At 52.2% G+C, this 12722-nt stretch carries 12 protein-coding genes; 4 read left to right on the forward strand and 8 right to left on the reverse strand.

All coding sequences use genetic code 11. The annotated features are described in order from the left end of the window. The first annotated feature begins 281 nt into the window (after window positions 1–281). Entirely contained in the window at window positions 282–1463 is a 1182-nt protein-coding gene (locus tag NY07_RS09970) for an HD-GYP domain-containing protein (RefSeq protein WP_033539204.1), read from the forward strand. Window positions 1464–1475: 12 nt separating this feature from the next. Here NY07_RS09970 and NY07_RS09975 read toward each other — a convergent pair whose 3' ends face one another. From NY07_RS09975 to NY07_RS10010, 8 genes are all read right to left on the reverse strand, one after another. Continuing rightward, window positions 1476–1991, reverse strand: a complete 516-nt coding sequence (locus tag NY07_RS09975) for a CIA30 family protein (protein WP_052125590.1) — start codon at window positions 1989–1991, stop codon at window positions 1476–1478. Window positions 1992–2071: 80 nt separating this feature from the next. Then, entirely contained in the window at window positions 2072–2677 is a 606-nt protein-coding gene (locus tag NY07_RS09980; RefSeq protein WP_033539205.1) for an HAD family hydrolase, read from the reverse strand. Between the two features lie 451 nt (window positions 2678–3128). Further along, window positions 3129–3932, reverse strand: a complete 804-nt coding sequence (gene trpA / locus NY07_RS09985) for a tryptophan synthase subunit alpha (protein WP_033539206.1) — start codon at window positions 3930–3932, stop codon at window positions 3129–3131. Continuing rightward, window positions 3925–5142: a tryptophan synthase subunit beta gene (trpB, locus tag NY07_RS09990; protein ID WP_033539275.1), complete on the reverse strand. Its 1218-nt coding sequence runs from the start codon at window positions 5140–5142 to the stop codon at window positions 3925–3927. Before trpB ends, trpA begins: the two co-directional genes overlap by 8 nt. A gap of 54 nt (window positions 5143–5196) precedes the next feature. Next, complete coding sequence (trpCF, locus tag NY07_RS09995) at window positions 5197–6666, reverse strand: bifunctional indole-3-glycerol-phosphate synthase TrpC/phosphoribosylanthranilate isomerase TrpF (protein ID WP_033539207.1); 1470 nt, start codon at window positions 6664–6666, stop codon at window positions 5197–5199. Continuing rightward, window positions 6667–7704, reverse strand: a complete 1038-nt coding sequence (gene trpD / locus NY07_RS10000; RefSeq protein WP_033539208.1) for an anthranilate phosphoribosyltransferase — start codon at window positions 7702–7704, stop codon at window positions 6667–6669. Beyond that, window positions 7704–8306: an aminodeoxychorismate/anthranilate synthase component II gene (locus NY07_RS10005; protein ID WP_033539209.1), complete on the reverse strand. Its 603-nt coding sequence runs from the start codon at window positions 8304–8306 to the stop codon at window positions 7704–7706. The genes trpD and NY07_RS10005 overlap by 1 nt, the downstream gene beginning before the upstream one ends. Then, window positions 8303–9856, reverse strand: coding sequence for an anthranilate synthase component 1 (locus tag NY07_RS10010; protein WP_033539210.1), 1554 nt, complete (start codon window positions 9854–9856; stop codon window positions 8303–8305). Before NY07_RS10010 ends, NY07_RS10005 begins: the two co-directional genes overlap by 4 nt. A gap of 435 nt (window positions 9857–10291) precedes the next feature. Here NY07_RS10010 and rnm point away from each other — a divergent pair, with 435 nt between their 5' ends. From rnm to NY07_RS10025, 3 genes are all read left to right on the forward strand, one after another. After that, complete coding sequence (gene rnm, locus NY07_RS10015) at window positions 10292–11152, forward strand: RNase RNM (RefSeq protein ID WP_033539211.1); 861 nt, start codon at window positions 10292–10294, stop codon at window positions 11150–11152. Next, window positions 11149–11769, forward strand: coding sequence for an L-threonylcarbamoyladenylate synthase (locus NY07_RS10020; protein WP_033539212.1), 621 nt, complete (start codon window positions 11149–11151; stop codon window positions 11767–11769). The genes rnm and NY07_RS10020 overlap by 4 nt, the downstream gene beginning before the upstream one ends. 156 nt (window positions 11770–11925) lie before the next feature. Continuing rightward, entirely contained in the window at window positions 11926–12714 is a 789-nt protein-coding gene (locus tag NY07_RS10025) for a segregation and condensation protein A (protein WP_033539213.1), read from the forward strand. Window positions 12715–12722 lie beyond the last annotated feature (8 nt).

Here is a 12722-nt window from a genome sequence, read left to right on the forward strand (position 1 = left end):
CTGCGCTGGTGCACATTTTAGCGAGTCACTTATGTTGCCTCACTTGCTGGGGAATCCACTAAAATGTTGTAAAGCACCTTGCTATGTTAATGATTAGATGTGGATTTTTTGACCTTCTTCAAAGCTTGAGCAAATTTGTTTACACTGATTCGCCCAAGGCTGTGATACATTCTGGCATACAAAGCTCATCAGACGATTATCGCCACACATTGACAAAGTGATCAATTGGCGAGGCGCAGGGCAGTAACAACAAATTTCCTCCTGGGGGAGGCGTAAAACGAATGATAGTGGAACTGGATGTTTCTGAATTGGCTGTTGGCATGTATGTGGTTGAGATCTCTCTACCCAAGAATAAATTCCATCTGGCCGAGCAGGGATGGATCGCTAAGCAGCAGGTCATAGACGGATTTAAGCGTAAAGGGGTCGAGAAGCTGTTGGTGGATACCAGCAAAAGACGCCTGGCTGCCACTGAGGTGGCTAAATCTGCTGCCCCGAAGCCCCCACAACGCTCATCAGGTTTTAAGCAGCAATTAACCCAGGCTAAGCAACTGTTTGAAGAGTCAAAAGCGATACAGGCTAGGCTGTTTGATGATGCTAAAAATGGTGTGCCGCTGTCGCTGGAGCCAGTAAAGAGTGTCACCGAGCAGTCGATATCAGCCATCTTTGAAAATCCCGATGCGCTGGCCTGCGTGATCAATATACGCCACAAAGATCAGTATCTATTAGAGCACTCTGTGGCCGTGTCAGTATTGATGACCATTTTTGCCTGCTATCTCAAGATAGATAAAGCGATTGTGCATGAGCTGGCCATTGGCGCCTTCTTGCATGATGTGGGTAAGATCATGATCCCACCCGCCATTCTCGATAAGCCGGGCAAGCTGACAGCCGACGAGTTTGAGGTGATGAAAACCCACGCCAACCATTCGATTCGTATCATTGAAGCCACGCCAAATATTACCCCGCTCAGTTTGGAGGTGGCCAAACTGCATCATGAAAAGCTCAACGGTAAGGGCTATCCCTATGGCGTGCGCGCTGAGCATATCTCGTTATACGGCCGAATGATTTCAATCTGTGATATTTTCGATGCCTTAACGGCAAATCGTTGCTATAAGGCGGGTTATCCCCAGGTGAAGGCCTTTAGTATTCTCAGGGCCTTAGGGGAGAACAAGGAGCTGGATGCTGAGTTGGTGGATCATTTCATCAAATGTATGGGGGTTTATCCCGTGGGCTCTTTGGTGCAGCTGGAGTCGAATCGTCTGGCCATTGTGGAGAGTCATAATCGTCAAGATCCTATTCGACCTAAGGTGAAGCCCTTCTACAGCCTGAATCCGAATCATTTTGAGGTGTCTGCCAATATCGATCTAGCGGCGATGCGTGACGATCTTATCGTAAAAAATGTGCGCGCCGATGATTTTGACCTCAATATGGATGAGATCATCGAGTTCCTCTCGCACCAGGGCTAGTGAGTTTAGCGTTTATTCTTGAATGCCGATCTCTCTTAGTTGCAGCTCGAAGTCGCCCTCTTGGCCATCACCAATGAGCAGGCCAACGGCGATGATCTGTGTAAAGTCAGGAGAGGCACGTTCTGGATAATCGTTACCGCGAAAGGTCTCTATAAAATCACTTGGTTCAAATGACCACTGCCCATCGGTGGCAGCTTGAGTGGTAAATCCCGCTTTATAGCCTACCAGTTGCCCCTGTTTGAGGACTTTAAGTCTTAGCTGATAGCGCTTGCCATCACCTAACGCCTCGATACTGATGCGTCTTGGATTGCTTTGCTGCAGTGTGTGTTGCTCTTCGTGGTTCAGCGAACGGGATACAGAGGCAAAACCGCCATTGTTTTCAAGAGATACCTGACCGCTAAAGCGCAGTATATATTCTTGCTGCTTGGTCAAGGCCTCACTGAGCCGACTCTGGGAGCGTCCGCCCATTACCCCATCGTTAACTATCTCCCAGTGACCAGGGTGGGCGAGTAGTTCTAATCCTTGCATTTTGGCATTGGCTCCTTGAGTCATTAGCAGGTATGGCATGAGCAGTAATGACGTCAGCAATAGGCGGCTGCTCATGGGGATTAAGCGCATAGCGAGATAGAGGGCAAGGCCCTATGGAGTTCAACAAGATCCTTAAAGATAAAGCTGGCACCATGTTGCTCACCATAGGATCGCTGCTTGCTAAGTAACACAGATTGCATACCAGCGCGCTTAGCAGCTTGGACATCATAGTGATGGTCGCCTACATAGGCGATATGCTGGGGGGCGATTTGCCAGGCCTTGGCCAACATCAGCAAGCAGCTGGGATCGGGTTTGGCAGGGCCATCGTCTCGGCTGTAAAGCTGGTCTATCGGTAGTGCACCGCGCTCTATTTTTAACTCGGCGGCCCGGCGACTGTTGCGGGTCACTATTGCCATGGGGATCTGTTGCAGTAGCAGAAAGTCCAATAGGGCTAAGGCGCCATCGAGCGGCTTGGCGCTAAGCGCATCTAAGTGTTCGGCTTGGGTGATGATGGCTAACGCTTGTTCTGATCGCGTCTTCGGCAGCTGTTTTACAAAGGTGAGAATATCGTGCTGTGATGGGCAACCAATCGCCTGCTTGAGGGCCTTAAAGTCGAGAGAACTGCTCACTAAGGTGCCGTCGAGATCGAAAATCACCCCTTTGAATGTGTTGTCAAACCTTTGCATGAAGTGTCCTTTTGTTAATTGAAGACTAAGGGCAAAGCCTTTAGCTCGAAAAGCCATTAGTGCACCAAGAGCCCTCAATATAAGCGCCGTCAGTAAAAAGTATCACTGCTAGAGCAATTATAGTCCTAACGGGTTCAGGCGCTGGGTGTTATCGATTCTCAGGCCCCAATTAGTCAGTTTTAACTGTTAGCGCTGCTTAACGCTGAGTTCAGCACAGCCCTGTTAAGCAAACTCCAGTTAAGCAAACCCCAGTTAAGACCACCCAAGTTAAGAAAATCTTGGGTAAGCGGTACGGGTTAATAAACAGGTACGCGACTCAAGAATAAAAGGATCAGTTAAGAGGAAAGGTTGAATAAAAAATCCCCGCAGCAGGCAGGGATTTTTAGGTGGTCTTGGAGAGCGCTTGGTTGTTAGTCCTTGGCGCTCGCTTTAAGCTTCAGGCGCTGGGGACTTAGGTTGCCGCTTTCATCTCGCGGGTGAACTTGGCTAAGGCGGCGAGCAGCGCAGGCTCATCATCTTGATGGGTCTCGATAATTTTCACCACGGCAGAGCCTGAGATGGCACCAAAGGCACCCGATGCGATGGCCGCCTTAACTTGTGCCGGCTCGGCAATGCCAAAGCCCAGCAGTGGCGGAGGCGCATCGAAGGTCTTAAGCTGCGCGAGAATATCGTCAAGGGGCATGCCCGCCTTTGACTCAGTGCCTGTCACGCCTGCACGGGATAGCAGATAGGTGTAGCCTTCGCCTGCCTCTGAAACTTGGCGCAGTGTCTCAGCATCGCCATTAGGCGGCGCGATAAAGATCGGCGCGATGTGGTGGGCTTTGGCGGCGCTGATAAAGGGCGTAGCCTCTTCTACCGGCACATCGGCGATAAGCACAGAATCGACCCCGGCGGCCTTGGCCTTGGCGTAGAAGTTATCGACACCGTTGGCGAAAACCAGGTTGGCGTACAGCAGCAGACCTATGGGTAACTCTGGGTACTGACTGCGCACCGCTTTGATAATGTCAAAACAGTCGCTTGGCGTGGTGCCTGCTGCCAGAGATCTTAAGTTGGCGCCTTGGATCACCGGGCCGTCGGCAAGCGGATCGGAGAAGGGAAAGCCCAACTCGAGGGCGTCGGCACCGTTGTCGACTAAGGTGTTAATGATCTTGAGTGACAGCTCTTTATTGGGATCGCCTATGGTCACGAAAGGCACGAAGGCGCCGCGATTATTCTGCTTTAGCGCGGCAAAGGCTGCCTGATAACGGTTACTCATTGCCGCTCTCCTTATTTGTGGCTGCTTGATTGTCTTTTTGCTCTAAAATATCGGCGACGGTAAAGATATCTTTGTCACCGCGGCCTGACAGGTTAACCACTAGCAGGGTTTCTTCAGTGGCGGTCTCGGCTAGCTTAATGGCATAGGCCAGGGCATGAGCCGATTCCAGCGCCGGGATGATCCCTTCACTGCGAGCCAGCAGCTGGAAGGCCTCGAGAGCCTCGTCATCTGTGGCCGACTCATAGGTGGCGCGCCCGGTGGCAGCCAGATGGGCGTGCTGTGGTCCCACTGATGGGAAATCCAGGCCTGCCGAGATAGAGTAAGACTCCTCAATCTGGCCCTCTCTATCCTGCATTAGAGGCGCCTTCATGCCGAAGAAGATCCCTGTTTTACCGTGTTTAAGCGGCGCGCCATGTTTTGGGGTGTCTATGCCTAAGCCCGCTGGCTCGACACCGATCAATTTGACTGAGGGTTCATCGATAAAGTCGGCGAACATGCCGATGGCGTTCGATCCGCCGCCGACACAGGCGATCACCGCGTCGGGCAGGCGGCCCTCTCGTTCGAGGATCTGCGCCTTGGTCTCTTCGCCTATCATGCGCTGAAATTCGCGCACTATGGTGGGGAAGGGATGTGGCCCGGCCGCGGTGCCCAATAGGTAATGGGCCTTGTCATAGCTACCGGACCAGTCGCGCATCGCCTCGTTGCAGGCATCTTTTAAGGTGGCAGAGCCAGAGGTGACAGGGATCACCTCGGCGCCCATTAGACGCATACGAAACACATTGGGTGATTGACGCTCAACGTCTTTGGCGCCCATGTAAACCTTACATTTTAGACCCAAAAGGGCACAGGCCAGCGCCGTAGCAACCCCGTGCTGACCCGCGCCAGTTTCGGCGATGATCTCTTTTTTGCCCATACGCTTGGCTAACAGGGCTTGGCCCAATACCTGGTTGGTCTTGTGGGCGCCGCCATGGAGCAGATCTTCACGTTTTAGGTAGATCTTCACCAGTGGGTTAGGGCTGAGATTACGGGTCAGGGTCAGGGCGGTTGGGCGACCGGCATAGTTTTTCAGCAGATCGCTGAATTCCGCCTTGAAGCTCTCATCGTTTTGGGCATCGACGAAGGCGCTTTCCAGCTGCTTAAGTGCTGGCATCAGGATCTGGGGGACAAACATGCCGCCATATTCACCAAAATAGGGGTCCAACTTAGTCATCATTTGTGTCTCTCGTTGCTTGGCGGCGCTGAGTGGGCGCCGCAAAATTAAAATTTAGTATTGTCGTAAGGCGGCAAAGGTGCGGGCGATCAACTCATGATCTTTAATACCTGGCGCCGACTCGATGCCTGAGTTGAAATCCAGCCCGAAGAAGCCCTGTTTGGCAGCGTCGAAGGCGTTATCTGCACTTAGACCGCCGGCTAACATGGCACTTGCCTTATTGGGCAACTGCTGCTGCCAGTTAAAGGATTGCCCCGTACCGCCAAACTGTACGCCGTTTGTCGCGCTTGTTTTGCTGTCGTAAAGCAGGCGATCGGCGTTGGCCGGAATGGTTAATGCTTGTGAGTCATCACTGTCGACATTAACACCGGCATCGACATTGACGGCAACCGCCTTCCAAATTTGGGTTTGGCTTCCTTGTGCGTTTAGGGCAAGTCTGAGTTGGTCGATATCGTATTCGCTCTCACTGCCATGAAGCTGCACCGCAAACAGCTCAAGGCGTTTTGCAAGTGCGCCGATGGTGGCAATATCTTCATTGACGAACACACCAACAAAATGCAGTGCTTTAGCGCTGCTTCGCTGCTGCTCGACCATCTCCTGCGCCTGCTCAGGCGTCACACAGCGAGGTGACTTGCTGGCGAAGATCAGGCCGCCATAGAGGGCGCCAGCATTGGCGACGGCGTTTACGTCTTCGACGCGGGTCAGACCGCAGACTTTATTGTGGCCAAGGGTGAGTGCGCGGCAGGCAAGGTCCAGATCGGCCTCTGCCATCAGCGAGCTGCCTACCAAGAAGCCATCCACCAGAGGACTCAATCTTCTGACCTGCTGCTGGTTGTAGATGCCAGATTCGCTGACGACTACTCGGTCTGCCGGGATATGTGGCGCGAGCGCCTCAGTGGTCGCCAGATCTGTGGTGAGATCTCTCAGGTTGCGATTGTTAATCCCTATGATGGCGGCATCCAAGGCGATGGCGCGTTTAAGCTCCTCTTCATTACTGACCTCGGTCAGCACATCCAACTGGTACTGGGCAGCCATAGTGGCGAGCGTTTTATACTGCTCATCGTCCAACACAGAGAGCATCAGCAAGATGGCATCAGCCCCCTGATGGGCCGCTAGCTTGACCTGATAGGGATCGACGAAAAAGTCTTTACACAAGATGGGCTGAGTGACCCGGGCGCGAACCTTAGGTAGATAGTCCATGTCGCCTTGAAAAAATTGCTCATCGGTCAGCACTGAGATAGCCGCAGCATAATGCTTATAAACATCGGCGATGGCTTCAACGTCGAAGTCTTTACGAATCAAACCCTTAGATGGGCTGGCTTTCTTACACTCGAAGATGAAACCGGCGTTAGGGGCTTTAAGCGCCGCAAACAGGCTGCGATCTGACAGCTTAGGTTGCAGTGAGTCTTCAGGAAATCTGAGTTTTAGGGCGGCAATGTGCTCTGCCTTGGTATCGACAATTCGCGTCAGCACATTGCTGGCGGCCTGTGGGGTGTCGTTCGAACTATTCACGCTGGCTCCCATTTAGTTGTTCCCCTGACTCGCGCTAGCGAGCTGTTCAAGTAGGCTGTAGGCCTTGCCATGTTTTAGGATTTCAAGTGCTAAAGCGACGCCTTGCGCCGGTGTATCGCTCAGGCCGGCCACATAGAGGGCGCAGCCTGCGTTGGCGGCAACCGCTTCAGTGTGCGCTAATTTTCCATTGCCTTGCAATATGGCGCGGGTAATTTCGGCATTTTCTTGAGGATCGCCGCCGCATAAGGCTTCTATGCTGGTTTGATGCAGCCCGAGCTGCTCAGGTGTCAGGCGATATTCGCTGATGGCGCCCTGTTGTAATTCACATACTAAGGTGTTGCCGTGAATGGCGACCTCATCCAGGCCACTGCCATGAACCACCATGGCGCGTTTGACATCCAGCGCCTTGAGCACGTCGCAAATTGGACGAACCAGCTTTTCATCATAGACGCCCAGTAGCATAAAGTCGGGCCGTGCCGGATTGATCAGTGGGCCTAAGACGTTAAACAGGGTGCGGGTTTTTAATGCCTGACGAACGGGCACCGCGTGGCGCACGCCGCCATGGTAGTGAGGCGCAAATAAAAAGCAGAGCCCGAGGTCGTCAAGACAGTCACGCGCTATCTCAGGTGCCATGGTCAAATCGATACCAAACTGCGCCAGCAGATCCGATGACCCTGACTTGCTCGATACGCTGCGATTGCCGTGTTTGGCGACCTTAGCCCCCGCGGCCGCTGCAACAAAGGCTGAGGTGGTTGAGATATTGATGGTGTTGTGACCATCACCGCCAGTGCCAACGATATCGACAACGCCCTGGGCGCGCGTGGTATCACTTGGTGTGGGGAATGGTTTGGCGGCCTGCAGCAGGGCATCGGCGGCGCCGGATATTTCATCTATGGTCTCGCCGCGCATCTTCATGGCGACCAGCATGCCGGCCATAGTTACAGGATCCATCTCACCCTGCACTATGTCGCCAAATAGGACTTTGGTGTCTTCGCGGCTGATGGCGTGGCCCTGGTACAGTCTGTCTAAAATGGGCTGTCGTTCATTCATTACTCTACTCCTTGGCCGTCAGCGTCTTGGGTCAGATAGGTCAATGTTTGCGTGAGCAGTTGGCTACCTAAGGTGGTTAAAATTGACTCCGGATGAAATTGAAAGCCAACGGCTTTTATCTGCTTGTGAGAGATGGCCATCGGCATCTCCTCTGTGGTGGCGATCACCTCTAGACATTCGGGTACCTCGGTGGCGACCAGACTGTGGTAGCGTGCGACCGGCAGCGGAGAAGGCAGCCCTTGAAACAGTCCTTGCCCATTGTGGCTGGTTGGACTGGCTTTGCCATGCACTACCTGTTTGGCTCGTTCGACCTTGCCACCGAAATGTTCGACCATCGCCTGGTGGCCCAAACAGATCCCCAGCATGGGTACCTTACCCGCCAAGAGGGCAATAAGTGGCATTAAGCAACCCGCTTCCTGGGGTGCGCCAGGGCCGGGGGATAGTACCAGGGCAGCCTTGCCTTGTTCTTGCAGCAGTTTGTCGGCAATAAATTGGGCATCGAGATCGTTGCGGTAGATCACCACCTCAAAGCCTAAGCTGCGGAACTGATCTACCAGGTTGTAGGTAAAAGAGTCGAAATTATCCAGTAGGTAGAGCTTCATAGTCCGCCTCCCATCTTAATGGCTGAAATAACGGCTTGGGCTTTTTGGCGGGTTTCATCGGCTTCGGCCTGGGGATCTGAGTCATAGACTACGCCAGCACCGGCCTGAATATGGGCTATGCCCTCTTTGACAAAGGCTGAGCGGATGACGATGCAGGTGTCCATATCACCCAGGCCATTGAGATAGCCGACCGCGCCGCCGTAGCTGCCGCGGCGTGTTTTTTCGGCGGTGCGGATAAGCTGCGCCGCGCTGACTTTGGGAGCACCCGTTAAGGTGCCCATATTCATACAAGCCTGATAGGCGTGTAGGGCGTCGAGGTCGGCTCTAAGCTGCCCCGTTACCCGGCTGACCAGATGCATCACGTGGGAGTAACGGTCGACCTTGAGAAGTTCGGCTACCTTGCGCGTACCACTTTGACTGATGCGGGCCACGTCGTTGCGGGCCAGATCCACTAACATCAGGTGCTCTGACAGCTCTTTCTTATCCAGACGCAGTTCAAGTTCGATGCGGCTATCGAGATCGAAATCTATCTCGCCTGTGGCCGTCTTACCGCGTTTGCGGGTGCCGGCGATGGGATAGATCTCTACCTGATTAGTGCTGGCCTCATATTTGAGTGCACTCTCTGGCGAGGCGCCAAACAAGGTAAAGTCATCGCCGCGAAAATAGAACATATAGGGGCTAGGGTTGGTTTGCCTTAGTGCGCGATAGGCGCCTAGCGTACTGGGGCAGGGAAGGCTGAAACTGCGTGAAGGCACGACCTGAAAAATGTCTCCGGCGACGATATGCTCTTTCAGATCTGTCACTATCGTCTTGAAGGTATCATCTGAGATGTTGACCTCGGCTTCATGGAGCACAGGCTTTAAGGGGGCCACGGGCGAAAGTGTCTGGCAGCTTTGACTCAGTTGTCGCAGGCGCTCGGCGAGCATGGCTTGAGTGCTGTCTTGCTGAGTGAAGTCATGGGTGATGATATCGGCGCTGCGCTGCTGATGGTCAACCAAGATAAGGGTTTCGGCTAGATAAAAGAGATAATCGGGGCAGCTGTTGGCACTGGGGGCGACTTGGGGCAGTGGCTCTATGGTATCGATAAGGTCGAAGGCTAATACGCCACCGAGAAACAGGGTTTCAAATTCGGTCTGCTTCCCGGTATCAATATGGTTAAGCAGGCTGCGTAACCCATCTAGCGGCGAAGTTGACTTAAGTCTGGCATCTTCATCTAACTGCCCGGCATCTTTTTGCAGGGTAAGGGTCAGATGATCACCCTCGAGTTGGCTATTGGCGACGTTAAAGAAGTTGGCGATGGGGGTAAGCAAAGCTCGACCATTGTCGCTCAATGCGCTGAAGGTCAGCTGGTATCCTTCACAACGAATCGCCAAGGCTGCGTGGGTCATGATGATACTTTTTAGGTGATCCTTACTGTCTATTTCTGCCGACTCCAGCAACATGGTATGTGCTGCGTCTTGCGTCAATTGCTGATAGAGGTTGAGGGGATCATCATGATAGGTGATCCGCTCCTTTATCGTGTTGACGCTGGCCAGAATCTCTTGCCCCATATTTGCGCTCCTACTGCCGGTAGTGGACTAACTTCGTTTAGTTATTGAGTTAGTGCTTGTTAAATCTATTAATAAAATTAGGTGATTAAATGCAAAAAGCCCGCATCGAGTGCGGGCTTTTTGTTTGAATCTTGTCTCTTTTACATGAGCACAGATATTCACACCACCCGCTATGTTGGGAAGTGCCACCACCAGTTAATGATGTTGAATAGCTGATTAGTCATTGAATGTTTGTCTCACGTAAAAGTTGAATCTTTGTCTTGGCTATATAAAAACATCCCATCTGTTGCCTTGTCAATTGAATATTTCTCTATTTGTGCCCTATTAACCTGGTTTTGATCTTAAGCTGTACAGATTGACAAGGATATTTAACGATTCTCATCCAATTTCATCCAATTAGATGTTTCTAATAACAAAGTCGAGTAGAATAAAGGGATGACAAATGAAACGCGTTTAATCGATCTTCACAGCCACACTACGGCTTCCGATGGCCAGTTAACCCCCTCAGAATTAGTGGCCAGAGCCCTAAGTAATGGGGTGCAGATGCTGGCGATTACCGATCACGATACCTTAGCCGGTTTAAAAGAGGCACACGAGTTCAACCAGAGCCAGGATGTGCCGTTGACCCTGATTAATGGATGTGAAGTGTCTACCCGTTGGAACAACTTTGATATTCATATCGTTGCGCTCAATATCGACACCGAGCATCAGGGGTTCAATGATTTTCTTATTGAGCAGCGGGCGCTGCGAGAGACGAGGGCTGAGGAGATAGGTACGCGTCTGGCTAAGGCTGGCATTGAGGGTGCCTATGAAGGTGCTAAGGCATTAGCCGACGGCGCCGCGCTGAGTCGCGGCCACTATGCCCGTTGGTTAGCCGACAACGGGTATGCCACCAATGCTGCCGCCGTGTTTAAGAAGTATTTGGCGCGGGGCAAGACTGGCTATGTGCCTAACAATTGGTCTGATATGGCAACGGCCATTGAGCTCATTCACCAATGCGGTGGTATCGCGGTACTTGCTCACCCCAGTGGTTACAAGCTGTCGGCAAAATGGTTGAAACGCTTGGTACGGGAGTTCAAGGAGGCTGGTGGCGATGCCATGGAGGTGGTGCTGGGTCAGCAAACCTTGGACGATCGTAATAATTTAATAGCCTTGAGTCGGCTCAATGGTCTGTATGCCTCGCTGGGAAGTGATTTCCACTTTCCAGGTAGTTGGCTAGAGCTGGGCAAAAATATGTTCCAACCCCAAGGAGTCGATTGGGTTTGGCAAATGGATAATTGGATGGAAACCCCATGAGTCAGTTTTTTTATGTACATGAGGAAAACCCTCAAACCCGCCTGATTAATCAGGCGGTCAATGTGATCAAGCAAGGTGGTGTGGTGGTATATCCCACAGACTCGGGTTATGCCCTGGGCTGCCTGCTTGGTGAAAAGGACGCGATGACCCGCATCGTGCGCATCCGTCAAATAGAGAATGATCATAACTTCTCTTTGATGGTACGTGACCAGTCGGAATTGGCGACCTATGCCAGGGTCGATAATCAGGCTTATCGCGTGCTGAAGCACAATACACCAGGGCCTTATACCTTTATCTTCAAGGCGACCAAAGAGGTGCCTAAGCGCCTGCAAAACCCTAAGAAGAAGACCATAGGTATTCGCGTACCTGACAATGTGATTGCACTGGCGCTGCTTGAAGCACTCGATGCCCCGCTGATGTCTACCAGTCTGATTTTACCTGGCGCTGAGTTTGCGGAGTCAGATCCCGAACATATTCGTGACATCTTAGAGCACCAGGTTGATGTGATCATTCATGGCGGATACCTTGGTGAGAAACCGACTACGGTAATCGATCTCTCCGAGGGCGATATCGAGATCTTACGTGAAGGCGCTGGTGACGTGAGTCAGTTTGGTTAAAGCCCTGTCTATTGGCAGATTTAGCAGGTATAATCGCGCGTTTGGTGTCGTTTAGCACACTATTTTTAGCGCTAAGATTCAAGCCCTAAGAGTCAAGGATTCATGCCCTAAGGTCTGAGTCATAACGCTTTTGGGGCCTGGTAATTGGGAGAGCGGATGCAGGGGACTCAACAAAGTTTACCTTTAGCCGTGGTCAGAGGCGAACCGGTTAAGCAACTGCCGGCGGATCTTTTTATTCCTCCCGAAGCGCTAGAGGTGTTCCTTGAATCGTTTGAAGGACCGCTGGATCTCTTACTCTATCTAATCCGCAAACAGAAATTGGATGTGGTAGAGCTGGCGATTTCGCCGGTAACGGATCAATATCTTGAATATATTGAGCTGTTACAAGGGGCGAGGGTAGAGCTGGCTGCCGACTATCTGGTGATGGCGGCGACCTTAGCCGAGATCAAGTCTAGGCTGCTACTGCCTAAGCCAGAGTTAGCCCAAGAGGAAGAGGACGACCCGCGGGCGCAGCTGATCAGGCAACTGAAAGCCTATGAGGTGATTAAAGATGCCCAGCAAAGGCTCGATGCCTTACCTAGGTTAGAGCGTGATGTGTTTCAGGCTAAAGTGCAACCGGCGCCAGATATTAAACCTGTGTTGCTGCCGCCATCTGTGTCGCTTGTAGAGTTAGCTGGCGCCTTTGCCGCCGTATTAAAGCGTGTGGAAGCGACTGAGCATCACCATGTCAGGCGTGAACACCTGTCGACACGGGAACGCATGACACAAATTTTGGCTATGCTAGAAGGCAAGTCTTATGTGCCTTTCGAGCAGCTGTTTGATGTTTCCGAAGGGCGAGCGGGCGTGGTCGTAAGCTTTCTTGCACTGATGGAGCTGGTAAAGGAGCTATTGGTCGACCTTATTCAGGCGCAGCCACTGTCGACCATACATGTTAGGGCCTATTGATTGTCGAG

The sequence above is a fragment of the Shewanella sp. ECSMB14101 genome, from assembly GCF_000773485.1.
GTDB lineage: Bacteria > Pseudomonadota > Gammaproteobacteria > Enterobacterales > Shewanellaceae > Shewanella > Shewanella marisflavi.

Coding starts and splice junctions, on each gene's coding strand:
- NY07_RS10010 (WP_033539210.1), bottom strand. CDS start 9,856: ATGGGGCAAGAGATTCTGGCCAGCGTCAACACGATAAAGGAGCGGATC.
- NY07_RS10025 (WP_033539213.1), top strand. CDS start 11,926: ATGCAGGGGACTCAACAAAGTTTACCTTTAGCCGTGGTCAGAGGCGAA.
- rnm (WP_033539211.1), top strand. CDS start 10,292: ATGACAAATGAAACGCGTTTAATCGATCTTCACAGCCACACTACGGCT.
- NY07_RS10020 (WP_033539212.1), top strand. CDS start 11,149: ATGAGTCAGTTTTTTTATGTACATGAGGAAAACCCTCAAACCCGCCTG.
- NY07_RS09975 (WP_052125590.1), bottom strand. CDS start 1,991: ATGCAAGGATTAGAACTACTCGCCCACCCTGGTCACTGGGAGATAGTT.
- NY07_RS09980 (WP_033539205.1), bottom strand. CDS start 2,677: ATGCAAAGGTTTGACAACACATTCAAAGGGGTGATTTTCGATCTCGAC.
- trpD (WP_033539208.1), bottom strand. CDS start 7,704: ATGAATGAACGACAGCCCATTTTAGACAGACTGTACCAGGGCCACGCC.
- trpB (WP_033539275.1), bottom strand. CDS start 5,142: ATGACTAAGTTGGACCCCTATTTTGGTGAATATGGCGGCATGTTTGTC.
- NY07_RS10005 (WP_033539209.1), bottom strand. CDS start 8,306: ATGAAGCTCTACCTACTGGATAATTTCGACTCTTTTACCTACAACCTG.
- trpA (WP_033539206.1), bottom strand. CDS start 3,932: ATGAGTAACCGTTATCAGGCAGCCTTTGCCGCGCTAAAGCAGAATAAT.
- NY07_RS09970 (WP_033539204.1), top strand. CDS start 282: ATGATAGTGGAACTGGATGTTTCTGAATTGGCTGTTGGCATGTATGTG.
- trpCF (WP_033539207.1), bottom strand. CDS start 6,666: ATGGGAGCCAGCGTGAATAGTTCGAACGACACCCCACAGGCCGCCAGC.